The sequence below is a fragment of the Bradyrhizobium sp. 613_E4_N2_2 genome (genome assembly GCF_052075995.1).
Lineage (GTDB): Bacteria > Pseudomonadota > Alphaproteobacteria > Rhizobiales > Xanthobacteraceae > Bradyrhizobium > Bradyrhizobium barranii.
Map to the genome: position 1 here is coordinate 4,888,745 of NZ_CP197234.1, position 23,060 is coordinate 4,911,804.

Genomic DNA, 23,060 nt, shown 5'->3' on the forward strand with positions numbered 1-23,060 from the left:
TCGCGAACTCCGGAGACATCAAATGACCACCCCGACCATCACAACGCTTGCGCCGCTGCTGGATCGCCTGTTTGACGAGGCCGAAGCAGCCAGGGGCGCAACGCACGCCGCCGTCGCCGATTTGTCCGACGCAGACCGGGCGCGGATGATGCGGAGCAAGACCGATTACCGCGACCTCTACGGACGCTTGAAGGACGCACCGCTCGCGGTCTCGCGCGAGACGGGTCACCTGCTCTACATGCTGGCGCGCAGTTCGCGCGCCAAGGCGATCATCGAGTTCGGGACCTCGTTCGGCATCTCGACCCTGCACCTTGCCGCAGGCTTGCGCGACAATGGCGGCGGCCGTCTCATCACCAGCGAGTTCGAGCCGTCCAAGGCGGCACGAGCACGGGACAACCTCTCGGCTGGTGGACTGATCGATCTCGTCGAAATCCGCGAGGGCGATGCGCTGAAGACGCTCAGCGCCGATCTGCCCGACACGATCGACCTCGTGCTGCTCGACGGCGCCAAGGCGCTCTACCCGGAGATCCTCGATCTGGTCGAAGGCCATCTCAAGCCGGGCGCGATCATCGTCGCCGACAATGCCGACGACAGCCCTGACTACCTCGCGCGCGTACGCGGGCCCGCAAGCGGCTACATGTCCACGCCCTTCGCCGAAGACGTCGAGCTGTCCGTGCGGATCAGCTAACGCCGCATAAAATCGACACTCTGAGCCGTCGTGCGATCTATCGCGCGGCGGCTTCGTCTTCTCGGCGAAACAGCCAAAACTCCGCCAAACCGCCGCCAACAGGCTCCGCCCTGTCGCAGGCTCGTCACTCACACGTGATACCTCCACCCGCCAAAAGCCATGTTTCGCGTGCTAAACATACCTACCGCGCGGTATCTTTCGCACCCCCATCCCGAGCCGGCCATGACCTCCGCCTTCAATGCCTACGCAGCGCTTGCCCTCGCCATCGTCTTCGAGGTGACCGCGTCCGCCTTCCTGCAGCAGTCCGCGCAGTTCACGCGGCCATGGCCGACGCTGGCCATGGTGCTGTTCTACGTCGCCTCGTTCTACGCGCTGTCGGTGGCGATCCGGGTCATTCCGCTCAGCATCGCCTATGCGATATGGGGCGGCGTCGGCATCATCCTGACCGCGACCGTCTCCTTCGTGCTGTTCCGCCAGATGCTGGACGCCGCGGCCTTCGTCGGCATCGGGCTGATCGTGTCAGGGGTCGTGGTCATCAACCTGTTCTCGCAGACGACGGCGCATTGATGCCGGCCAGCGCCTACACCCGCGCCAAGCAGCCCGAGCAGGTCCGCCGCGCCCTGCTCGACCACGCCGCGGCGATCGCCATGGATCACGGCGTATCAGGGATTACGGTGCAGGCGGTGGCGGCGGCCGCCGGCGTCACCAAGGGCGGGCTGTTTCATCATTTCGGCAGCAAGCAGGCGCTGATCGAGGGCCTGTTCGCCGATCTCCTCGCCCGCGTCGATGCCGAGATCGACGCCGCTATCGAAACGGACCCGAAGCTGCGCGGCAGCTTTACGCGGGCCTATGTCAATGCGGTCTTCACCGGCAAGGCCTTCGGCTTTGCGACGCCCTGGGCGGCGCTGAGCATGGTCGTGGTCACCGATCCGTCCCTGCGTCGGCTCTGGAACGACTGGATGAAGGCGCGCCTGAAGCGTCACCGTACGACCGACGCGGCGCCCGAACTCCACGTCGTGCGCCTCGCCGCCGACGGCGCCTGGCTGTCCTACATCACGACGGGACAGACGCGCATGGGCGCGGACTTGCGTGCCGTGCACGACCGCCTGATCGCACAGACCTATCGGCGCGGATAACCGGAACGACGGCTATTGGCTCTGCACTGCCTTGGGCGGACGCGGCGCGGATTTGGCCGGCTTACCGGACTTCGCCGCCGCGCGCGGCGGCGGTTCGTCGACGGACACCAGATAGGCGGCGAGCGCCTTGGCGGAGTCGGAGCTGGTTGCGTAATGGTCCTTCAGGAACCAGGCGAGCGTCAGGCTGAAGCGCCCTTTCGCCAATCCCCGCGGGCTGCGATGGCAGGTCGCGCAGCCGTCCGCGAAGAGCTTTGCGGCCGGCTTGCCGGCATCGAGATTTTGCGCGGACGCGACCGTCACCGTCAGCGCCGCGGCTGCGAGAGTCACCAGGGGCGCGATCACATCGCGCCCCGGTCGAAACAGCGAAATCAATGTCGTCCCCTAGAGCGTTTTCGAGCGAAGTGGATTCCGGTTCGCGTAAAGAAAACGCGTCAAAAGAAGAATCGGCCCCGTCGCGCGGTCACGCCGCCAATAGCTGATCGAATTCGGGCGGAGTGTAGGCCTTGCCGTCCGGGTCGGTGATGACGACCTTCCATCCCTCGCTCGCCCATACTTTTGCCTTCGCCACGATGAGCAACCGGCTCTCGCGGGCAAAACTGCACTTCTCATTGTCGCGTTCTGCGACCATTTTATAGGCCAATGCGCATCCCCTTGCGTCGCCCTGCACCAGCCCCCCTCGTGGCAGCGGGCTTTGGCGGCAATTCGCCGGGAGCGTGGCAATTTGGTGCCATCGACGGCAGCATTGTGCCCTGGTTCCAACTGAGCGACGGAGATTGATCGTGCGCAGCATCAGAAATGCGATTCTGCTTGTCGCGGGCTTGCCTGGCGTGGCGCTGCTTGCCACCGCACCTGCGCGGGCGCAGACCTACGATCCGCGCTATCCCGTCTGCATCGAGATCTACACCATCGACGGCAGCAGCATCGATTGCAGCTTCACGTCGATCGCGCAGTGCGCCGCGACTGCTTCCGGGCAGTCCGCCCAGTGCTACGCCAACCCTTATGCCCTGCGGAGCCGGCCACCGGGCCCGGGTCCATCGCCGCCGCGACGGAACCGTTAAGGTATCGCGATCCGCTTAGTGGACGCGAATGATATGGGGACGGCCGAGATCGATCAGCCCCTGCACCGCCGAGAGACGGTCGTCCAGCGCTGCGATGGTCAGCAACAGGTTGTTGCGGCGCTCGTCGAGCATGCCCATCTCGGCACCGGTGAGCTTCGTGCTCGTCCGCTCCTTGTGAATCCCGTCGAGGGATTTGCGCAGCCCGGCGATCAGGCTGGACAGCTGTTTGGCCTCCTTGGTCATCGACCGCTTCGCGACATTTTGGCGGCGCGTCTCCGCCTGGCTCTGTCTCATCGTCATCCTCCCGTTGCCCCGCTGCCCCGAGTGGATGCTTACAGCTTTGAGTACACATATTACGATCGATGAAATCTGCCCGCGAAGAACTTTCTTAAATTGGACAAGCCGGGAACCTGACTCGAACCAAACGGAAAGCCCGGCGCGAGGACCGGGCTTTCGTTGGCAACGCCAGGGCTGTTTGAGCGTCAGCTCGCTTGCAGCATGAACGCGTCGAAGTACGCCGCGAGCGCAGAAAAAGCGTCGATCGGAAGAACCTGCGCGACATATTGGTCGGGGCGCACCACGACGATGCAGCCAGCCCTCCGATCGATACCGCGCATGGTGAAAACGTCCTGGCCGCTCTTGAGGTCCGGACAGAACATCTTCTCGTAGTCGATCAAGCCGTGTCGCCCCTTGCGCGGCAGCAGCAGCGCCGGCATCGCCTCCACGGCGAGCGCGCGATGATCCTGCTGGAAGACGGCACGCAGGTCGATCACGCTGTCGATGTCGGCTCCAGCGGGCGTATGGCGACGGACCGGCGATTCACGGGCCTCTGCGAGAAAATCACACAGCGCGCGGATCGTCGATCCCGCGGCGGCGGGATCCTCCGCGGGCGAGAACGCGTAGATGCGGAAGCGGCCATCAGCCTGCGATGCGTGGCCGAGATGGACAGGCTTGGCATCCCCGAGCCGAATAACCGGCGCGGAATGGAAGCGCGTGCCGATGACGAGGCCTTCGGCAAGATGCTGGTGTGATGTCGCGCCAGTGAGGAGCGACGGCCGGTAATGCGTCGCCGTGCCGGCGGTGTAACGCCCGTGCCTGACGAAATAATCCTGCGTCTTCGCCGCATCGGCACCACCGGCCTTGGCGGCGGAGGCGAGAATGCCCGCCCATTCGCGGTCGAAATCGATCAGCTCCTTCGCCACCGCCTGGCGCTCGGCCGAATAGGAATGCAGGAGGCTCGGTGCACACTGCCCCCGGAGGACGGCGGCGAGCTTCCAGCCGAGATTGAAAGCGTCCTGCATCGAGACGTTCATGCCTTGCCCCGCCTTCGGGCTGTGGGTGTGGCAGGCATCGCCGGCGATAAAGATGCGCGGCAGGCGCGAGGCGATCTCGGCCTCCGGCACGTCGTCGAACTTGTCGGTCAGGCGCTGGCCGATTTCGTAGACCGACCACCAGGCGATCTCCTTCACGTCAAGCGTATGCGGCTTCAGGATCCGCTGCGCTTTCGCGATCACGTCATCGGCGGTGATGTTGCGATTGGCGACGCGCTCGCCGACATCGAGTTTTGCGAGCTCGACATAGAGGCGGACCATGTAGCCGCCCTCGCGCGGAATGATCAGCAGGCTGCCATCCTTCGCCGACTGGATCAGGGCCTTGAAGCGGATGTCGGGAAAATCGGTCACCGCCAGCACGTCCATCACGCCCCAGGCGTGGTTGGCGGAATCGCCATGCAGTTCGCGGCCGATCGATTTGCGCACCGTGCTGCGCGCGCCGTCGCAGCCGACGACGTAGCGCGCCCTGATCGTCTCCACCTTCCCCTCATTGCCGGCATCGGCACGTTCGAGGCGCACCGTCACGGCATGGTTGGCGGGACCTGCCGCCGGATCGACCTCGAGGTCGAGCAGGCGCCGGTTGTAATGCGGTTCGAGCTTGGCCGGCGATTTGCGCATGAGATCGAGAAAGCCGTCATGGATGCGCGCCTGGTTGAGGATGACATGCGGGAATTCAGACAGCCCGTCCTCGACATCCTGCACACGCCCGCTGCGGACGATCGTCTCGGGCTTCCGTTCGTCCGGCTTCCAGAACGTGGTCTCGTTAACCCAATAGGCTTCCTTCAGCACGCGCTCGCTAAACCCATAGGCGTGGAACATCTCCATGGTGCGGCAGGCGATGCCGTCGGCCTGCCCGACCAGCAAACGGCCCGGCTTCTGCTCGACGATGCAGGTCTTGATGTCGCCGAATTGCGCAAGCTGGGCCGCGAGCGTCAGGCCCGCAGGGCCGCAGCCGACGATGAGGACATCGACCTCTTCAGGCACGGCCCCGGCTGCGCCCGAAGCCTGAATACGTTCGGCGGGATCGGCGATTTCAGGATCGCCCGGCTGAAATCCATTGAGATGGAATTGCATGAGCACCTCTCCCGTCAACGTCTTCTTCGATATTGCTCAGTATGCTGACTATCAGTATACTTGTCAACGATCCGCGCATTCCCTGCCGCAACGGAGAATTCGGTGAAAGACAACAACGACATGCCCGGGCACCTGGCGCGCCGGTTCCAGCAGATCGCGGTGGCGGTGTTTCTGGCCGAAGTCGGCGAAGCCGGCTTCGACCTCACGCCGGTGCAATACGCGGCCCTTGCGACCATCAAGGCCAATCCGGGGCTCGACCAGGTGACGCTCGCAGGATTGATCGCCTACGACCGCACCACCATCACCGGGGTCATCGACCGCCTCGTCCAGAAAGGCCTTGCCGAGCGCCGCGCCTCCAGCCGCGACCGCCGCGCCCGCGAGCTCGAGATCACCGACGAGGGCCGACGCACACTGCGCAAGATCACCCCGGCGGTGGAGTCCGCCCAGCGCGTCATGCTGCGCGGTCTCAGCGCGAAGGAAAGTGAAGAGCTGATGCGGTTGCTGCGCAAGGCCATTGCCGCCGGCAACGAGCTCAGCCGCGCCCCGCTGCGCGAGCTGGAGGCATGACCCTCGTATTTCCATCCGTAATTGTCGCAGTGCCGCGAAACCTGGAACTAACCTTCGGCTGATAGGGTCGGCAACATTCGGCGTTTAACGCGCGATTTACTTTGCCGTTCGGGAGTTTCGGATGTTCAGGTTCCTCATTGCGGCGACGGCCATCGCGCTCTCGGCCGGTCCTGCGCTTGCCAACGGCCATGGTGGCGGCGACCCTGCTCCGCCGAAGCCCGAGGCCACGACCGCACCGGCGAAGGTGGTCCTGACCAAGCAAGGTCCCACGCTCGTCGACCTCAAGGGCATGACGCTCTACACTTACGAGCGCGACACCACCGGCAAGACGTCGAACTGCAACGGCAAGTGCACCGAGAGCTGGGTACCGTTATCCGCTACGGTCGACGCCAAGGCCATCGGCGACTTCACCGTGATCAGTCGCAACGACGGCAGCAAGATGTGGGCGTACCGCTATCGTCCGCTCTACACCTCGCCGGCCGACAAGGCGCCAGGCGATGCCAACGGCAATGCCACGACTCTGCAATGGCGCGTCGCCCGGCCTGAGAACTAGGTCTCAACCGGCAACCCTGCCCACGACGAAAGCCTCGTGAGCAGTGGAATGACCGATCGCACTGCGCTTAGCCGCGCCAGCTAGACCCCGCGTCGACCCGTGCATTCTGCCCGGGCGGCAACACCACCACCGTGGCATTCAGCTTCACCCGGTCGAACAGATCGATCACGTCCTCGTTGCGCATCCGGATGCAGCCGGACGAGATCGCCTGCCCGATATATTCCGGCTGGTTGGTGCCGTGGATACGGTAGAGCGTGTCCTTGTTGCCGAGGTAGAGATAGATGCCGCGCGCGCCCAGCGGATTGGCGGGGCCACCGGCGACGCGCGCCGGATATGGTCCGAGCCGCGCCTGGATCTCCGCTGTCGGAACCCAGTCGGGCCATTCCGCCAGACGGCCGACGCGCGCGACGCCGGAGAAGGCCATGGCTTCCTCGCCGACCGCGACGCCGTAGCGGATCGCCTTGCCTTCGGGCAACACGAAATAGAGGTAGCGCGCATCGGTATCGACCAGGATCGTGCCCGGCTGCTCCTTGCGCGGGTAGTCGACGATATGACGGAGATATTGCTCAGGCACGTTCGCCTGCGCGTACGGCGTGTGCGCAAGCAACTGCCGGTCGCGCGGCGTCATGCTCGCATCCGTCGATGGAGAAAGCGTCGTTTGCATGCAGCCGGCGAGCGGAAGCATGGCAATGACGAACAAGACGATTCGAGATTTTGGCACCACCGGCCCCCCGATAGCGGATAGCAGCGCCCCCAGCCCCGCTAGATGCTGCCCAAATCGTGCTGAAAAAAAGGCAGTGCGGAACACGTGCGCGTGTTCCACTGGCCTGGTTCCATCACCACAAACGGCGGAGAAGCGTCGCACAGTCTCCATCCCCTCGCCTTGCTTTGGTCAAACCCGGCTGGACTCGTGGGTCATCGTGCTGACTCATCGGATTTGGGATGGGTTCACCTCGACAGATCGGCTCGCGCCAATGCGGACGCCCATACTTTAAACACTCGGACTTCAAAGGAGCTGCGATGCTCGCGACGCTGAACTCTAGGCAAATCGTCGATGAGATCGTGAAGGACACGGTCAAGGACAACGATCCGCACGACGCCGTTGAGATTTCACCCGACATGGTGCTGGCTTCGCGCCCCATCAGTGGTGCGCCCGCGTTGGCCCCTGAGATCGCAACCCGTCCAGAGCCGAAAATAGATCCGAAGTTCGCGCCGGAGCGCACCATTAATCCGGAGCCGAAATTCAGTCCCGTCTTGGAGCCGCAGACGGCAGCGCCCTCGGTCGACACCGCCGTGCGCGTCGCCGCCAGCGATGGTCGCCGGCAGAAGCGATCCTCCGCCGGCAAATGGCTGCGCGGCGCGTTCGTCATGATCTTGTTTGCGGGCGGAAGCGCGGCCGCCACTGTCGCCTGGGAGAAACATGGCGACACGGCCAGGCAGATCTTTGCCGAATGGAAACCAGCATTGACTGCGTTGACCTCGCTGCAGCCTTCGACATCGCAAACGGCGGCGCCGATGCCCGCCGCGCCGGTCACGGCCGCGCAGGCCGCGCCGCCCGCGGAGCCAGCCGCAACGGATCAAGCGACCGATCAATCTACTCAACCTGCGACGCCGCCTCCGGTTCAGGTTGCAGCAGCACCGGTCGCAACGCAGCCCGATCCCGCGCAGTCGGTCCAATCGATGACGCGCGATCTCGCAGCGATGGCGCAGCAGATCGAAGCGCTCAAGGCCAACATCGCCGAGCTGAAGGCCGGGCAGGAGCAGATGGCGCGCGAGATGGCGAAACCGCCCGCGCCTAAGCCGGTGGCTGAGGCCAAGCCGGTCGATCCGCGCGCGCGCGTGTCCACGCTCCCGTCGCGATCTCCGGCGCCTCCGGTTCGCAAGCCGAAGCCGGTCGTGTCGCAAACCTACATGCCGGCCTATTCGCCCGCGCCGCCTGCACCTTCGCAGGCTGCCGCGGTCGCGCCGACGGCAGCACCGGTCGCCACGACGCAAGCCGTTGCCGATGACGACGGACCTGTCGTGCGTCCGCCGATGCCGCTGCGCTAGATCAGGCGCCGACGCAGCGTCGCTGTCGCGACGTCGTCCAAGCTGTCCGAGTCGATGCGACGCGTTGAGTCCGGGCAATTACGGAGACCGATATTTCGATCGTCTTCCGTCAAGAGAAAAGGCCGTCGGGATCTATGCCGCCGGCCTTCTCTTGCAGCTGCCGGTTCCCGGAGCCCGGTTCTGCTGCAATTCCATGCCTTATGATCACGTCGACATATTTAATAAAATCTTAACGCGCACGAATGCTGCACATGATTTCTGCGCCATAAGCACAGAGATTGCGCGACCTGTTCATTCGAAAATATCGACTCAGTGGTATCATCCGGGATGTGTTGAGACTTCCACTGAAGCTCACGTCGTCACACCGGGGAAATCGAATGCCCTACTATTCCTTCGATCTCGTGGTTGGTGAAGAGTTCAAGAACCAGGGTGGAATCATCCTCGAAGACATCGAGGTCGCTTCCGATCGCGCCGTTCAATTGGCTACCGAGCTGTCGCAGGTGAAGCCGGAGCTGCAACGGAAGGGTTGCGCGGTGCGCGTCACCGATCGCGATCACAACGAGGTCTATCGCACGCCGCTCGATCCCGTGCCGGCCTGGCGACGCTAGGCCACAGCGTTTTCGAGCGATTTGGAAACCGGTTCGCGCAAAAAGCGCGTCGAACCGTGACTCAAAAGCATCGTTCCGAGTCATCGGAACGGGGCTTTAGTCGTCCAGCTCCGGCGGCTCGAACCAGTTCGTCAGTGACAATCCGCCGTCGACGACGAAGGCTGCGCCGGTGACGTAACCCGAGAGCTTGTTCGACAGCACCGCAAGCGCCATCGGCGCGAGGTCCTTGGCCTCGCCGAGACGCCCGAGCGGAATGTGCTTCGCCAGCGAGGCGTCGGCAACGAACCCGCCCGCTGCGATCGCGCCGGGCACCAGCGCGTTGACGCGGATGTCGTGACGCCCGAGCGTCTTCGCGAGCTCCTTCACCAGCATCGCCATCCCCGCCTTCGCCGTCGAATAATGCGGCAGGTTGCGCGGCGTGCCCGCGTGCAGCGAGGTGAGAAACAGGAACGAGCCCGGCCGTTTCGCAGCGATCAGCCGCTTTGCCAGCCCGCGCGCCAGATGGAATCCGGCATCGAGATTGACGGCATGCATCTCCTGCCAGGTCTTGCGGTCGACCGCGAGCGCATGATCGGCCTCCCGCCGCGGCGGCGATGCGCTGTGCACGAAATGCGAGACCTCGCCGAGCGCCTCTGCGGCGGCCAGCAGGGCATCGCAAGCGTCTGACCTGGCGAGATCGCCGACCCACGGCACCGCCAGTTCAGGCCTGCCGCTCGCGCTGATCGCCGCATTCACCCGTTCCAGGCTCATATCGGCGAACACGGTCCGAACGCCTTCGCCGACCAGCGCCTGCGCAATCGCGCGGCCGATGCCGTTGCCTGCGCCGGTGACGAGCGCCGTGTCGCGTGCGGGGTCGAACGGCGTGCTCAACAGGCTCATGTCGCTCTCCGTGGCCAGGACGGGGTGACGATAGCGCACCGCACCGGGGAGCGACAAATACGTCCCGGCACCATTGCGGAGTGGCTTGCCGGACGCTAGCCTCCCAAAAAAACGGAGGAGATACCAAGGATGCGCACCGGTTTCCTGATCGCAGGTCTGTTACTGCTCGCCGCGCCGGCCCAAGCGGCGGACCGTGCACGCTCGACCTATGTGACGATGGTCTTGCAGGCCTTCGCCGCCAAGGTGGAATGTCCGAACACCGATCTCGTCTATCAGGACCTCGTGCAGAAGGCGCAGCAGATGCAGCTGCCGGACGGCACCACCGAGAAGGTGCGCAAGGCGATCGCCTGGATGCACACCGGCGGCAAGATGGGCGAGAAGCAGGACGACGATTTGATGGCCGAGGTCGCGGTCGCGACGCAGGCGACCGACATGGACCAGCGCCGCCTCGGCATGCCCGGCTGGTGCGAGGCCCAGAAGACCAACCTCGCCGGCCTGATCCGCAGCAAGGGCGGCTAGGCGCGCTCTCGCGGCGTTAAGCACGCCGCGGCGGAACCGTCGCGGCGGCTAACTATCGTCATAATCCTCGACACCATGCGGCCTCTTCGAATTCGAACAGGAGAGCCCACATGCGGAGTATCCATTTCGTTTTCGCCGGCGCATTTGCGGCCGCCACGGTGCTGACCGCGCCCGCCCTGGCGAAGAATTCCGATGCCCAGAAAGGCGAGGAAAAATCCACCTCTTCATCCTGTAGTGCCTACCAGCAGGCACCCGACGGCTCGTGGGAACCGCTCCCTTGCAAAGAGACAGGCGAGCGTCCCCAGCCGCAGACACAAAATCGCACTACGCAGCCGGGCGCCGACCGCGGGGAGCGCTGAGCGCGCTGGCCGCGGATCAGCTCTGGTGCGGGCCGCGGATGATCTTCATGGCGTCCTCGATGTGACGCCACTCCTTGGCCTCATCGGCCTCGCCGCGGCCCTCACAGGCCTGCGCCTGCTCGGCGGCCTTCGCAATCGCAGCGAAACCATGTTTTTCCAGCATCTGGCGCGCGATGGTGTGGACCTGGATCTCGGATATCATGGCCGCTCTCCTGTTCAGGAAACCGCAGCGCCTGGCTTGGCGCTCCGCGGCCTCTGACAACGATTTCGCCGCAGGTCCCGTTCCGCCCACGACCGATCACATCGGCAGGCCTGGAATTTGACGTGACGAGCAAGCAAGACAAAGGCGGTCCGCTATGCCCAGCGGACCGCCTTCTCACCCACCCCAAATTTGCAGTGTACCGGCCGGATCCCCTACCCGACCGCCGCGCGCTTGCGCTCCAAATCGTTCGGCACCTCGATATCGACCTCCAGGGTCGATACCTCGTCGCCGCGCTCGAGCCGGACGATGACCTTGGTCGGGTCCAGCGTGACGTGCCTGGACACGACAGCAAGAATTTCCTCGCGCAGCACGCCGAGCAGATCGGGCTGGCCGCGCAATCCGCGTTCATGGGCAAGCAGGATCTGCAATCGCTCGCGAGCGACCGGGGCAGAGGCCTTCTTGCCGCGGAGAAGCCGAAGCAGACCCATGCTCATGCAGCCCTCCGTCGCAGCAGACGATCCATGAAGCGCCTGCGCTCGGCCGGAACCTGCATCGCCACCGTGTCGCCGCACAGCCGCCGCGCCGCGTCGATATAGGCCCGTGCGGGTGCACCGTCCACGTTCGACAGCGTCACCGGCGTGCCGACATTGGAGGCCTTCAACACGTCCTGGCTCTCGGGGATGATGCCGAGCAAGGGCGTTGCGAGGATTTCGAGGATGTCGTCGATGGTCAGCATCTCGCCGCGCGCGGCGCGCGAGGCATCGTAGCGGGTGATGAGAATGTGCTTCTGGACGTGCTCGCCCTTCTCGGCCCGCACCGTCTTGGAATCGAGCATGCCGATGATGCGGTCGGAATCGCGCACCGAGGAGACTTCCGGATTGGTGACGATCACGGCCTCGTCCGCAAAGCGCATCGCCATGGAGGCGCCGCGCTCGATGCCGGCCGGGCTGTCGCAGATCACCCAGTCGAAGCGGTCGCGCAAATCGTCGATGACCTTGCCGACGCCCTCTTCCGTCAGCGCGTCCTTGTCGCGGGTTTGCGAGGCCGGCAGCAGCCAGAGATTCTCCAGCCGCTTGTCGCGGATCAGCGCCTGCGGGAGCTTTGCGACGCCCTGCACCACGTTGATGAGGTCGAACACGACGCGGCGTTCGGCGCCCATGACGAGATCGAGGTTGCGCAGGCCGACGTCGAAATCGACGACGACGACCTTGTCGCCGCGCTGCGCCAGCGCAGCCCCCAACGCGGCGGTCGTCGTGGTCTTGCCGACCCCGCCCTTGCCTGATGTCACGACCAGTACCTTACTCATCTGAAATGTCTCCTTTGCTGGTCAGTTCAGTGCTGTGATTCGCATGGTATTCCCCTGCAGCCAGGCCTGCGCCGGCTTGCCGCGCAAAGCGGCGTCGATGTCGTCCGCAGTCTGGTAAAATCCATCAATTGCAAGCAGTTCAGCCTCGATCTTCTGACAATAGATGCGGGCGCTCGTGTGCCCATTGACCCCCGCCATGGCACGGCCGCGGAGCGCGCCGTAGATGTGGATGGAACCGCCGGCGACGACTTCGGCGCCGGAGCCGACCGAGCCCAGAATGGTGACGTCGCCCTCCGGGAAGATCACGGTCTGGCCCGAGCGCACCGGGCTATCGAGCAGGAGCGAGGTCGGCTTGGTTACGGCCTTCGCCTCGGCCTTCTTCGGCGCGCTCGGCTCGACCACGCAGCTGCGCCCTCCCGAGAGCAGCGGCGGCATGGTCGGCGTCAGCCGGCCCTCCTCCACCCCCTCGATCCCGAGCACCCGGATGTTGCGATCCTGGAGGCTCGTGAGCAGATGGGCGATGCCGGACTGGCTGAGATCGACCGAGGACAGATCGATCACCACGGGCCGGCCGGCGAAGAAACCCGGCGAGCGCGCAATCGTGGCGTCGATCTCCTGCAGCCAGTCCTGGATCGGAACCGTCGGCACGAACACGAAGGCCACGTAGGAGCGCCCGCGCAGGCGAACCATTTGGCGTTGGACTTTTGCTGCAGCCTCCATAGCGGCCGACTCGATCCCTGTTATTGAATGGTTAACGATGCGGCGGATTTGGTTAACGGCCAGTTAATTTCTCCGTGGGCACGTGGGGTGTGGACGGGCTGGGCCTGCGGAAGGGCTTGGGCGAGCGCTTCCGCGCAACACACCGCTGTCATGCCCCGGCTTGACCGGGGCATCCAGTACGCCGCGGCTTATCCGCATCATGGCACGGCCTCTGGAATACTGGATCGCCCGCCTACTGTTTAGCCCGGAGACATGGCTGACACCTGTTCGGACACATCACTGACAGGTTGGCCATTGGTCAAGTCGATCGATGCGACCTGCCAGCTGGCGAAGAAGATTCCGTAGTGGCCGTCACGATCCAGCGGCCGGATGGCAAGGCGTTCGCGGGCGAAGGCCTGGGGAACTTTCCAGAAGTGTCCCTTGAAGGAGATGTAGGGTCTTGTCGATGAGACCCTGCGCACGATCTCGCCGCTGTCGTATTCGACGTTCGGAACGCGGGCCGGCATGGGGCGAGCACTTGGCCGGAAGCGATCGGCAGGGACCTGCATATCGAGGCCTTGGTGAGGCCGCTCCAGATTGTAGACCGGCCGCCAGGCGTCGAAGGCGCGCTGGACTTCCGGGAGAGTTCGGAAGCGGCGCATTGCAAACACCTCGGCCTTCAGGGTGCGATGGAAGCGTTCGTTCTTGCCGCGGGCCTGTGGGTGGCATGGCCTTGCGTGCACCACCCTGACGCCAAGCTTGAGCAGCCACACCTTCAGTCCGGTCCAACGAATGCCGGACGTATCGCCCCAGGGTGAGCCATTGTCGGTGTAGAAGGCCTCCGGCAGGCCATAGCAGCGGAACGTCGTCGACAGGTGATTCTGCACGGTGAGGCGCTGCTCGTCGGCACATGCCTTCAGGCACAGCACGTAGCGCGAGTGATCGTCGACGATCGTTAGCGGATGGCACCGCGTCCCATTGGCGAGCGGCAGGTGACCCTTGAAGTCCATCTGCCACAGCAGGTTGGGAGCTTCCTTCTCGAACCGGTGGCCCGGATTGGGCGGCGCATTCTCACTCGGTTTGATCCGGTCGTTCCGACACAGGATCTGGTGCACCGTTGATGGCACAGGCACCGTCTGCCCGCCCCGCTTCAGGCAATGGGCAATCTTCCGTGCTCCCCAAGCCGGATGCTTGTCGCGTACAGCCAGGACTTCTGCCTCGACCGCAGCCTCACTCCGCTTGGGCATCGCATGCGGGCGCCGGGAACAGTCGGCCAGCTCCCGATCGCCGGCCTGCCAGCGCGCCAGCCACTTGTAGCCGACGTCAGGACTGATGTTGAACCGACGGCACAGTTCGCGCCGGTTGGCGCCCTCCTGCAAAGCCAGCCGCACAAACTCGTGGCGCTGATCCATCACTGACACCTCGCTCCAAGGCATGGACGGCCTCCCGAATCGGACCAATCCAGCCAATGTTGATGTGTCAGCTATGTCTCCGAACACCCGTCAGTGATCTGTCCGGGCTAAACACTACGCGGGCGATGACACTGAGAATGTCGAGACAGTGGGCCCTCACGCCGTCCATTGTGATCGCAGGCCCGACCATCCGGATTGACATGCTCATGGCATCTGGTTTCGATCCGCCTCCCCCGCAGACGGAGCCGATCATGTCAATTCAGTCTTCCATCAGGCGCAAGACCGCGCCGGACATCCGTGCACGCAAGCGGGGCGAGCCGATCGTGATGCTGACGTCCTATCACGCGCATACGGCCGCACTGGTGGATCGGCATTGCGACGTCATCCTGGTCGGCGATTCCCTTGGCAACGTCATGCATGGCTTCGAGACGACGGTGCCGGTTACGCTCGACATGATGATCCTTCAGGGCGCCGCGGTGATGCGCGGCTCGAAGCAGGCGCTGGTCGTCGTCGATATGCCGTTCGGCTCGTATGAAGCTTCCAGGGAGCAGGCGTTCAACTCCGCGGTGCGGATCATGAAGGAAACGCAATGCGGCGCGGTGAAGCTTGAGGGCGGCGTCCGCATGGCCGAGACGATTGCATTCCTGTCCGGGCGCGGCATCCCAGTGATGGGGCATGTTGGCCTCACACCGCAATCCATCAACACGCTCGGTTCGTTTCGTGCCCAGGGGCGCAACGAGGTGGACTGGGGCCCGATCGAGGACGATGCGAAGGCCGTCGCCGATGCCGGTGCATTCTCGGTCGTCGTCGAAGCCGTGGCCGAACCGTTGGCGCGCAGGATTACGGAGACGATTGCGATCCCCACCATTGGCATCGGCGCGAGCGCTGCCTGCGACGGTCAGGTGCTCGTGCTCGAGGACATGCTCGGGCTGTCGCCACGAACCCCGAAATTCGTCCGGCGCTACGGCAATCTTGGTCCGGCCATCGAAGCGGCGATCGAAGGATATGCCGCCGACGTGCGGTCACGCGCCTTTCCCGGCCCCGAACACGTCTACGAGATGAAAAAGAGCTGACGTCAGCTGTCCTGCCCGACGGGCACATTCCCTCATGTCAATTCGCCATCGCTGTGCACTTTGTGCCGTCGCCGGAACTCATCGAAAGATTGCGACGCAATGGCTTAGCTCGCTTGTGGCACAAACTGCATAGCCAAACGTATCTGCGCGTGTCTACTCTCTACCGCCATCAAGCTCTTCTCGCTGCGCGCTGTCGGCACCGTCGCACAACGCGCAAATAGGCCGGCTATGCGGAGAGAAACAATGCCGAAGATGCGCGCAGCTCGTGCAATCTCGCCCCCTCACCGTCTTTTGCCAGAGCAACGACGGACCCGCGCCCTGCGGTGCGCGAGATTCTCGACGCCTTGAAGATGCGAGGCAGTTGAACGAACCGCAGTTGAGCGCTTTCACGAGCACGAGAGTCCGCACGTGGGTATCGCGACGTACCAAACACCGGCCGCAGATGTTTGCGAAGGCAGCGCAACGAGCGCGATCTTTATTCCGGGCGGTACCTTCCGCATGGGATCGGATCGGCACTATCCGGAAGAGGCCCCGTCCCACATGGCGAGCGTCGACGGCTTCTGGATCGACCGCACGCCGGTGACGAACCGCCAATTCAAGGAATTCGTACGAGCCACCGGGCACGTCACGTTTGCCGAAGTCGCTCCGGATCCAAAGAACTATCCGGATGCCCTGCCCCACATGATCTTCGCGGGATCGCTGGTCTTCGCGCCGCCGGATCATCCTGTCGATCTTCGTGACTACAGCCAATGGTGGACGCTGCTCAAGGGCGCAAACTGGCGGTGTCCCTATGGCCGGAAGAGCAACATCAAGTCGCTCGACGATCATCCCGTCGTCCACGTCGCCTATTCCGACGCGCTCGCATATGCCCGATGGGCCGGCAAGGATTTGCCCACGGAAGCCGAGTGGGAGTTTGCCGCGCGCGGCGGACTCGAGGGGGCCGAGTATGCCTGGGGTGACGAGCTCGTTCCGGGCGGCGTCCATCAGGCCAACATTTGGCAGGGACACTTCCCGTTCGAGAACCGGCGCGAGGACGGCTACGAGCGGACCTCGCCGGTGATGACGTATCCGCCGAACGGTTACGGCGTCTTCGACATGATCGGGAATGTTTGGGAGTGGACCAGCGATTGGTGGGCTCCGAAGCACCAGGCCGACGCCAAGAAGGCCTGTTGCATCCCGCAAAACCCGCGGGGCGGCCTCGAACAAGACAGCCACGACCCCAGCCTGCCGCTCAGCCGGATTCCGCGCAAGGTGATCAAGGGCGGCTCGCATCTCTGTGCGCCAAATTATTGCCGCCGCTATCGACCGGCTGCGCGCCATGCCGAGCCGATCGACACGTCGACCAGCCATCTCGGGTTTCGCTGCGTGACACGTCCAGGGAGAGAGTGATGACCGACAAGAAGACGACGGAAGACTTCAGCCGCCGCAAATTGCTCGCGGCCTCCAGCTCGCTCGCCACCATTGCCGCCTTCTCGGCTATGGCACCGGTCCAAATCGCGCAAGCACAGGGGACCACACAGCCCTCGTCTTCCGTCGGCGGCGCGAAGCCGAACATCATCCTGATCCTGTCGGATGACTTTGGCTATGGCGACTCCGGGGTCTACGGCGGTGGCGAAAATCGTGGCATGCCGACGCCGAACATCGATCGTCTCGCGAATGAAGGACTGCAATTCATGTCCTTCTACGCGCAGCCGAGCTGTACGCCCGGGCGTGCCGCCGTGCAGACCGGCCGAATTCCAAACCGCAGCGGCATGACCACCGTGGCGTTCCAGGGCCAGGGCGGCGGACTTCCCGCTGCAGAATGGACGCTAGCTTCCGTTCTGAAGACCGGGGGCTACAAGACGTTCTTCACCGGCAAATGGCATCTCGGCGAGGACGACTACGCGATACCGAACGCCCAGGGCTACGACGAGATGAAGTATTGCGGACTCTATCATCTCAACGCCTACACCTATGCCGACCCGACGTGGTTTCCCGACATGGACCCCGAACTCAGGGCGATGTTCACGAAGGTCACCAAGGGCGCGCTGTCTGGAAATGCCGGGCAGCCGGCGAAGGAGGATTTCAAGATCAACGGACAATATGTCAACACGCCGGACAAGGGCGTGGTCGGCATCCCCTTCTTCGACGATTATGTCGAGAAGGCCTCGCTTGAATATCTGGATCGCAACAAGTCCTCGGGCCCCTTCTTCATGAGCATCAACTTCATGAAGGTGCACCAGCCCAACATGCCGGCCCCCGAATTCCAGGGCAAGTCGATGTCGAAGAGCAAGTTTGCCGACTCGGTGGTGGAGAACGACACGCGCATCGGCCGTATCATGGACAAGGTGCGGTCGCTCGGGCTCGACAAGAACACCTATGTGTTCTGGACCACCGACAACGGCGCCTGGCAGGACGTCTATCCGGATGCCGGCTATACGCCGTTCCGCGGCACCAAGGGCACGGTCCGCGAAGGCGGCAACCGCGTCCCCTCCATCGCATGGGGGCCAGGCATCAAGGCTGGTACGAAGAATTCCGACATCGTCGGCGGCCTCGACTACATGGCGACGTTCGCGAAGCTCGCCGGCGTGAAGCTGCCGGAGAACGATCGCGAGGGTAAGCCGATCATTTTCGACAGCATCGACATGTCCCCGGTCCTGTTCGGGACCGGTAAGTCCGATCGCAAGAGCTGGTTCTTTTTCACCGAGTCCGAGCTCACGCCGGGCGCAGCGCGCGTCGGCAATTACAAGGCGGTGTTCAACCTGCGCGGCGATGACGGCGTCAAGACCGGCGGCCTCTCGGTTGACAGCAACCTCGGCTGGAAGGGACCGGAGTCCTATGTGGCGACCGTGCCCCAGGTCTTTGACCTCTGGCAGGATCCGCAGGAGCGCTACGACATCTTCATGAACAATTACACGGAACGCACCTGGATCATGGTCACGATCAACGACTCGATCAAGGATCTGATGAAGACCTACGTGAAGTTTCCGCCACGGAAGATCCAGAGCGAGACCTACGCGGGACCGATCACGATTCAACAGTACGAGCGGTTCCAGATGTTCAGGGATCAACTTGCCAAGAGCGGATTCCAGATCGGCATGCCTACCGGCAACTGAATGTTGCAGAAGGAACGGCCCCCGATTCCGGGCCGTTCCGCTTTCTGTTGCCAAGATACATGAGAGCTGAGGCCATCATATGATGCCCAAGGAGGACGCTCGATCAATTAAAGCCGTATGGCAGGGCTTCGATCGCAAGGCGTTTTCGCCCGGAGCGACCATCTTCTCCGAGGGCGAGATTGGAACGGTCGCCTTCATCCTGCTTCGCGGCGACGTCACGCTTCTCGCTGGACTGGAAGCCGGCCGACAGCGTGCATTGACCAGGCTGAAACCAGGCCAGATGTTCGGCGTGCACGCGCTCATGGCCGGGGCCCGGCGCGGCGCAACCGCCTTCACCGAACGAGGATGCGAGGTGATGTCGGTCAGCGAAGACAAGCTCAAGGAGAAATTGGAAGAGGCCGACCCGTTCATTCGCTACTGGGTCGATTATCTGTCGAAGCGCATTATCGACCTCTCTGCGCCGTAACGTGCTCGTGGAGCCCGGCGATGGACCCACATCCAGACCGCAAAGCGCGCTTCAGCCTCTTCGTGACGATCCTGACCCTGTTCCTGTCCGCCGCGCTTCTGGTCGGCGCGGGCGTCACGGTTTCCGACTACGTCCAGAACAGGAGGACCGCAATCCGCGTGGCCGCCGACACGTTCAAGGAAAAGATCGGCCGAATCAACGAGCGGCGCTTGGCGTTCTTTGCCTCGCCGTTCCTGATCGTGGAGCAGCTCCACGATGACCCCGTGCTGCTCCAATCGGCCGGATCCAAGGACGCTATCCTGAAATCGATCCTGTCCGGCCTGCGGATGAACCCGCATATTTCAGCCGTCTACGCCGGTTACGAAAACGGAAACTACTTCCAGGTCCTGTCGATCTCCGATGCCGAGAAGTTCTTCATCGACCGGCTCGGTGCGCCGCAGGCCACCCGTTTCGCTGTTCAGGACATCCGGTCCGACAATGGCGCTCGCAGGGAAGCCTGGAAGTTCCTCGATGCCGGCGGCGCTCAGATCGGGGCGCTGGACGATCAAGTCGCCAGCTATGACCCCCGCAGCCGCGATTGGTATCGCGACGCGCGCACGCAGCCGCAAAAGGTGGTCCGCAACGACGCGTATGTCTTCGCAACCACCTCTCAGGTCGGAATGACACTGGCGCGAGCCTTCGAGGGCGGTGCAGTCGGCGTTGACATCACGCTCGATCGGCTGATGACCTACGTCCGCTCGGTCAGATCGAACGAAAACCAGCGCTTCGTCGCGTTCGACGACCACAGCCGCCTGCTCGCCCATTTCGATCCCGACCAGATGTTCAAGCCGACGACGGTCGGCGGCATCAAATCGGCCGAGCTCGCATCGACCGCTGATCTCACCGACCCCGTGGTCCGCCAGGCGCTGGAGGTCTTTGCACGAGACGGTCCGTACGCCTCTGCATTGTTCGAAGTCGCCGACGCCGAGTATCTCGCGACGGTCGTGCGCCAGGTCGGCCGGGAAGGAGGCATCTTCTTCGTGCTCTACGCTGCCCCGGTATCCGACTTCATGGGACCTCTGGCCGATGCCGCCGCGCGAAACATCCTGGCCGCGCTGGTGGTATTCCTGCTGGCCCTGCCCGCCATCATCTACTTCGCTCACTCGATCTCCCGGCCGCTCAGCAGGCTCTCCGAAGAAGCGGAATTGATCCAAGAATTCCAGCTTGCGGCTCCGATCAAGATGAAGTCGCACATTCGGGAGGTCCACACGCTGATCCGATCGATGTCCGGCATGAAAGGAGCGATCCGGGAAGTCTCGAAATACGTGCCCAAGGCGCTGGTCAGGGAGCTATTGCAGAGCGAAGGCTCCGTTGAGGTCGGCGGCACGATGCGCCGCGTCAGCATCCTGTTCAGCGATATCAGGGACTTCACGCAGATCGCCGCGAGCATGGCGCCTGAATCGCTGCTGAGGGACCTTTCCGAATATTTCGAGGAGCTTGCATCCCTCATCATCAAGGAGGGCGGAACGGTCGACAAATATATCGGCGACGCGATTTTCGCGTTCTGGAACGCTCCCCTTCCCCTGGAGCATCATCAGCACCTGGCTTGCGCTACGGCGCTCAAGTGCCGTTTCGCGCTCCAGCGCCTGAACGGCCGCCGGGTCGAGCAAGGTCTGGCGCCGTGGCACACGCGCTTCGGAGTTCACGTCGGCGACGCGGTCCTCGGCAATGTCGGATCATCCGACCGCATCGACTACACCGCGATCGGTGACACCGTGAACATCGCCTCCCGCCTGGAGGCACTCAACAAGTATTATGGTAGCGGCATTCTCGCCAGTGGCGAGATCGTCAACGTTTGCTCAGATGCGTTCCTGTTCCGCCGGATCGATCGCAGCCAGCCGAAGGGCGCGAGCAAGCCGCTTGATGTCTTCGAGCTCCTTGGCATGTTCGAAGGCCCCGAATCGTACCGGGTCACGACCGAGATGGTGCGGCTCGTCGAAGACTGGAACCGCGTCTATGAGGTGTACGCCAACAGGGACTGGCTCGGCATGCTGGATGCCCTGCAGGAATTTGCCGTGAACCACCCCGACGATGTTGTGGCCGGTATCTATCTTTCACGGGTGATCGGATTCGTGCTGGAGCCTCCCCCCGAAGACTGGAGCGGAATCATTCGTTTCGACGCGAAATGAAGGGTTCGCTCCAGCCGCGCTACCGCCCCCCTACTTCTTCACCTTGCTCGCATCCATCTTGACGGCCGGATCCAGCATCTTGGTCGTGAAGGCCGTAGAGACGTCGAACGGCTTCTCCATGCCGAGATAGGTCTGGACCAGCTCATAGTCCTTCTTCATCCGCTCGCCGTCGATCCAGCCGAGACCCTTGGTGGTCGTGAACTCGTCGGTCATCAAATACTTGATGCGCTCCCACTGCCGCTCCTGGTTCTCCCTGTCGTGGCCGGAGACCTGGTCGAGCAGCGCCTTCAGGCACGGCGTGACGTCGGCGACGCAGGCCGCAAAGGCCTTCTGCGAGATGCGGACGAACTCCTCGACCAGCTTCGGGTTCTTCTGGAGATAGGCGCCGTTGACGATCAGCGAATTGCCGTAGGGGTTGAGCCCGATGTCCTTCCAGTTGACGAAGCCGAGATCGCTTCCGAACTCCGTCACCTTCAGATCGTGCTCGTTGTAGAAATCGCTGATGATGTCGACGGTATGGCTCTTCAGCGCGGCGATCTTCGCGGTCGGGCCGATATTGACGAAGCTGACGGCATCAGGCGCGATGCCTGCGGCCTTGGCAAAGGCCGGCCACATCACGCGCGAGGCGTCGCCGGGCGGGTTGCCGATCTTGTGGCTCGGAAAATCCTTGACGCCATTCACGCCGTAGCTCTTCAGCCAATAAAACGTCTGGCCGGTGTTGGCGTAGATGCTCATCAGCGCGACGTCATCGGCGCCCTTGCTCTTGGCGACCAGCATGGTGGCGAGATCGGCGATGCCGAACGGCGAGCCGCCGGAGCCGACCTTGGCGGCGGAGACGCCGGAGCCCTTGCCGACCTCGATGGTCAGGTCGATGCCGGCCTTCTCGTACCAGCCCTGCGCCTTGGCGTAATAGAACGGCGAATGGTCGGCCGTCGGCGTCCAGTTCAGGATCAGGTTGACCGCCTCCCCCGCGCTCGCCGGCACCGCCGGCACACCGAGCATCAGGGCCAAAGCCAAAGCCGAGCCCGCAGCCTGCAAACGCTTCATCGCATCCCTCCTCATTGCCGCGACCCGGCTTGTCGCTCTCCCCATGTGAGGATACCAATGCAACAAGCCGCCCTCGACTTGTCAACTGTCTGGTTGGAAATGCCCGCAAAACGTTCAGGCGACACCGTGCCGCAGCGGCGCGACCCCGTCGCCACCCGCAAGAAGCTGCTCACCGCGGCGCGCCTGGAGTTCGCCCGGCACGGCTTTGCCGGCGCCCGCGTCGACGAGATCGCCGAGCGCGCCGGCGTCAACAAGCAGCTCGTCTACCACTACTTCGGCGACAAGGACGCGCTCTATCTCGCCGTGCTCGAATGGGTCTACGCCGACATCCGCGAGCAGGAGCGCCAGCTCAACCTCGAAGGCCTGCCGCCGGAAAAGGCGATCCGCAAGCTGATCGAGGCCTCGTTCGATTACCTCGCGACAAACCCCGATTTCATCGTGCTTCTGAACGACGAGAACCGCGGCGGCGCCCGCCACGTCCGCGGCTCGACCCGGCTGGAGGCGATGCATTCGCCGCTGGTGAAGAGCGTCTCCCACATCCTCCACGAGGGCGTTCGCACCGGCGTGTTCCGCAAGGGGATCGACCCGATCCAGCTCTATATCTCGATCGCGGGCCTCAGCTATTTCTATCTCTCCAACACGCCGACGCTGTCGGCGATCTTCGGCAAGGACCTGTCGAGCCGGGCGGCAAGGCGCGCCCGCCGCCGGCATGTCGTCGACCTCTTGCTGCATTCGCTCCGGCCCTAATCAACCAACTGGTTGAAACTTTCT

28 protein-coding genes are annotated in these 23,060 nt (G+C 63.6%); 16 read left to right on the top strand and 12 right to left on the bottom strand.

Going from position 1 to position 23,060, the window contains the following annotated elements; genetic code table 11:
* Positions 1-22 precede the first annotated feature (22 nt).
* The 3 genes from AB7290_RS23665 to AB7290_RS23675 all read left to right on the top strand — a co-directional run bounded on the left by AB7290_RS23665 (position 23) and on the right by AB7290_RS23675 (position 1,824).
* Positions 23-688, top strand: a complete 666-nt coding sequence (locus AB7290_RS23665; RefSeq protein WP_085399038.1) for an O-methyltransferase — start codon at positions 23-25, stop codon at positions 686-688.
* Positions 689-910: 222 nt separating this feature from the next.
* On the top strand, positions 911-1,255 hold the full coding sequence (locus AB7290_RS23670; protein ID WP_014495640.1) for a DMT family transporter: 345 nt from the start codon (positions 911-913) through the stop codon (positions 1,253-1,255).
* Positions 1,255-1,824 carry a TetR/AcrR family transcriptional regulator gene (locus AB7290_RS23675; protein ID WP_085399037.1) on the top strand — a complete coding sequence of 190 codons (570 nt, stop codon included), beginning with the start codon at positions 1,255-1,257 and terminating at the stop codon, positions 1,822-1,824. Before AB7290_RS23670 ends, AB7290_RS23675 begins: the two co-directional genes overlap by 1 nt.
* A gap of 12 nt (positions 1,825-1,836) precedes the next feature.
* On the opposite strand, the gene AB7290_RS23680 is transcribed toward AB7290_RS23675, so the two are convergent.
* Both AB7290_RS23680 and AB7290_RS23685 read right to left on the bottom strand, forming a co-directional pair.
* Positions 1,837-2,196: a hypothetical protein gene (locus AB7290_RS23680; protein WP_085399036.1), complete on the bottom strand. Its 360-nt coding sequence runs from the start codon at positions 2,194-2,196 to the stop codon at positions 1,837-1,839.
* A gap of 88 nt (positions 2,197-2,284) precedes the next feature.
* A complete protein-coding gene (locus AB7290_RS23685) occupies positions 2,285-2,491 on the bottom strand; it encodes a hypothetical protein (protein WP_071914443.1) in 207 nt (68 codons plus the stop codon).
* Positions 2,492-2,603: 112 nt separating this feature from the next.
* Here AB7290_RS23685 and AB7290_RS23690 point away from each other — a divergent pair, with 112 nt between their 5' ends.
* Positions 2,604-2,882, top strand: a complete 279-nt coding sequence (locus AB7290_RS23690) for a DUF3551 domain-containing protein (RefSeq protein ID WP_176400468.1) — start codon at positions 2,604-2,606, stop codon at positions 2,880-2,882.
* Positions 2,883-2,897: 15 nt separating this feature from the next.
* Here the strand turns inward: AB7290_RS23690 and AB7290_RS23695 are convergent, their stop codons facing one another.
* Together AB7290_RS23695 and AB7290_RS23700 are read right to left on the bottom strand one after the other, a co-directional pair.
* Positions 2,898-3,125, bottom strand: coding sequence for a hypothetical protein (locus tag AB7290_RS23695; protein WP_224580733.1), 228 nt, complete (start codon positions 3,123-3,125; stop codon positions 2,898-2,900).
* A 239-nt stretch (positions 3,126-3,364) separates the two neighbouring features.
* Positions 3,365-5,287: an FAD-binding monooxygenase gene (locus AB7290_RS23700; RefSeq protein ID WP_085399035.1), complete on the bottom strand. Its 1,923-nt coding sequence runs from the start codon at positions 5,285-5,287 to the stop codon at positions 3,365-3,367.
* A gap of 102 nt (positions 5,288-5,389) precedes the next feature.
* Here AB7290_RS23700 and AB7290_RS23705 point away from each other — a divergent pair, with 102 nt between their 5' ends.
* Positions 5,390-5,854: a MarR family winged helix-turn-helix transcriptional regulator gene (locus tag AB7290_RS23705; RefSeq protein WP_071917490.1), complete on the top strand. Its 465-nt coding sequence runs from the start codon at positions 5,390-5,392 to the stop codon at positions 5,852-5,854.
* Between the two features lie 121 nt (positions 5,855-5,975).
* Positions 5,976-6,407, top strand: coding sequence for a COG4315 family predicted lipoprotein (locus tag AB7290_RS23710; protein ID WP_085399034.1), 432 nt, complete (start codon positions 5,976-5,978; stop codon positions 6,405-6,407).
* Between the two features lie 67 nt (positions 6,408-6,474).
* Here AB7290_RS23710 and AB7290_RS23715 read toward each other — a convergent pair whose 3' ends face one another.
* Positions 6,475-7,092, bottom strand: coding sequence for a L,D-transpeptidase (locus AB7290_RS23715; protein WP_166105773.1), 618 nt, complete (start codon positions 7,090-7,092; stop codon positions 6,475-6,477).
* Between the two features lie 335 nt (positions 7,093-7,427).
* Here AB7290_RS23715 and AB7290_RS23720 point away from each other — a divergent pair, with 335 nt between their 5' ends.
* Both AB7290_RS23720 and AB7290_RS23725 read left to right on the top strand, forming a co-directional pair.
* Positions 7,428-8,456 carry a hypothetical protein gene (locus AB7290_RS23720; protein ID WP_085399033.1) on the top strand — a complete coding sequence of 343 codons (1,029 nt, stop codon included), beginning with the start codon at positions 7,428-7,430 and terminating at the stop codon, positions 8,454-8,456.
* 377 nt (positions 8,457-8,833) lie between these two features.
* Positions 8,834-9,064 carry a DUF6894 family protein gene (locus AB7290_RS23725; RefSeq protein ID WP_027530842.1) on the top strand — a complete coding sequence of 77 codons (231 nt, stop codon included), beginning with the start codon at positions 8,834-8,836 and terminating at the stop codon, positions 9,062-9,064.
* Positions 9,065-9,160: 96 nt separating this feature from the next.
* Here AB7290_RS23725 and AB7290_RS23730 read toward each other — a convergent pair whose 3' ends face one another.
* Entirely contained in the window at positions 9,161-9,943 is a 783-nt protein-coding gene (locus tag AB7290_RS23730; protein ID WP_085399056.1) for an SDR family NAD(P)-dependent oxidoreductase, read from the bottom strand.
* A 129-nt stretch (positions 9,944-10,072) separates the two neighbouring features.
* Between AB7290_RS23730 and AB7290_RS23735 the strand changes: the two genes are divergently transcribed.
* Both AB7290_RS23735 and AB7290_RS23740 read left to right on the top strand, forming a co-directional pair.
* Positions 10,073-10,462 (top strand): hypothetical protein, encoded by a 390-nt coding sequence (locus AB7290_RS23735; RefSeq protein WP_063983589.1) that lies wholly within the window; start codon positions 10,073-10,075, stop codon positions 10,460-10,462.
* Positions 10,463-10,572: 110 nt separating this feature from the next.
* Positions 10,573-10,821: a hypothetical protein gene (locus AB7290_RS23740; protein ID WP_085399032.1), complete on the top strand. Its 249-nt coding sequence runs from the start codon at positions 10,573-10,575 to the stop codon at positions 10,819-10,821.
* A 16-nt stretch (positions 10,822-10,837) separates the two neighbouring features.
* On the opposite strand, the gene AB7290_RS23745 is transcribed toward AB7290_RS23740, so the two are convergent.
* From AB7290_RS23745 to AB7290_RS23765, 5 genes are all read right to left on the bottom strand, one after another.
* Complete coding sequence (locus AB7290_RS23745; protein WP_028161169.1) at positions 10,838-11,023, bottom strand: hypothetical protein; 186 nt, start codon at positions 11,021-11,023, stop codon at positions 10,838-10,840.
* 212 nt (positions 11,024-11,235) lie between these two features.
* A complete protein-coding gene (gene minE / locus AB7290_RS23750) occupies positions 11,236-11,517 on the bottom strand; it encodes a cell division topological specificity factor MinE (protein WP_063983590.1) in 282 nt (93 codons plus the stop codon).
* Positions 11,514-12,329 (bottom strand): septum site-determining protein MinD, encoded by an 816-nt coding sequence (minD, locus tag AB7290_RS23755; RefSeq protein ID WP_063983591.1) that lies wholly within the window; start codon positions 12,327-12,329, stop codon positions 11,514-11,516. The genes minE and minD overlap by 4 nt, the downstream gene beginning before the upstream one ends.
* 21 nt (positions 12,330-12,350) lie before the next feature.
* Positions 12,351-13,049: a septum site-determining protein MinC gene (gene minC / locus AB7290_RS23760; RefSeq protein ID WP_063983592.1), complete on the bottom strand. Its 699-nt coding sequence runs from the start codon at positions 13,047-13,049 to the stop codon at positions 12,351-12,353.
* A 239-nt stretch (positions 13,050-13,288) separates the two neighbouring features.
* Positions 13,289-14,464 (bottom strand): IS481 family transposase, encoded by a 1,176-nt coding sequence (locus AB7290_RS23765; RefSeq protein ID WP_085398134.1) that lies wholly within the window; start codon positions 14,462-14,464, stop codon positions 13,289-13,291.
* 227 nt (positions 14,465-14,691) lie between these two features.
* On the opposite strand from AB7290_RS23765, the gene panB reads away from it, so the two are divergent.
* The 5 genes from panB to AB7290_RS23790 all read left to right on the top strand — a co-directional run bounded on the left by panB (position 14,692) and on the right by AB7290_RS23790 (position 21,242).
* On the top strand, positions 14,692-15,513 hold the full coding sequence (gene panB / locus AB7290_RS23770; protein WP_354076008.1) for a 3-methyl-2-oxobutanoate hydroxymethyltransferase: 822 nt from the start codon (positions 14,692-14,694) through the stop codon (positions 15,511-15,513).
* Positions 15,514-15,927: 414 nt separating this feature from the next.
* On the top strand, positions 15,928-16,902 hold the full coding sequence (locus AB7290_RS23775; RefSeq protein WP_283808545.1) for a formylglycine-generating enzyme family protein: 975 nt from the start codon (positions 15,928-15,930) through the stop codon (positions 16,900-16,902).
* Positions 16,902-18,608: an arylsulfatase gene (locus AB7290_RS23780; RefSeq protein WP_354075799.1), complete on the top strand. Its 1,707-nt coding sequence runs from the start codon at positions 16,902-16,904 to the stop codon at positions 18,606-18,608. Before AB7290_RS23775 ends, AB7290_RS23780 begins: the two co-directional genes overlap by 1 nt.
* Positions 18,609-18,687: 79 nt before the next feature.
* Positions 18,688-19,074, top strand: a complete 387-nt coding sequence (locus tag AB7290_RS23785; RefSeq protein ID WP_085399197.1) for a Crp/Fnr family transcriptional regulator — start codon at positions 18,688-18,690, stop codon at positions 19,072-19,074.
* A 20-nt stretch (positions 19,075-19,094) separates the two neighbouring features.
* Positions 19,095-21,242, top strand: coding sequence for an adenylate/guanylate cyclase domain-containing protein (locus tag AB7290_RS23790; RefSeq protein ID WP_166353013.1), 2,148 nt, complete (start codon positions 19,095-19,097; stop codon positions 21,240-21,242).
* 30 nt (positions 21,243-21,272) lie between these two features.
* Here AB7290_RS23790 and AB7290_RS23795 read toward each other — a convergent pair whose 3' ends face one another.
* Positions 21,273-22,289, bottom strand: coding sequence for an ABC transporter substrate-binding protein (locus AB7290_RS23795; RefSeq protein ID WP_085399200.1), 1,017 nt, complete (start codon positions 22,287-22,289; stop codon positions 21,273-21,275).
* A 99-nt stretch (positions 22,290-22,388) separates the two neighbouring features.
* Here AB7290_RS23795 and AB7290_RS23800 point away from each other — a divergent pair, with 99 nt between their 5' ends.
* Positions 22,389-23,036, top strand: coding sequence for a TetR/AcrR family transcriptional regulator (locus AB7290_RS23800; protein ID WP_063983595.1), 648 nt, complete (start codon positions 22,389-22,391; stop codon positions 23,034-23,036).
* Positions 23,037-23,060 lie beyond the last annotated feature (24 nt).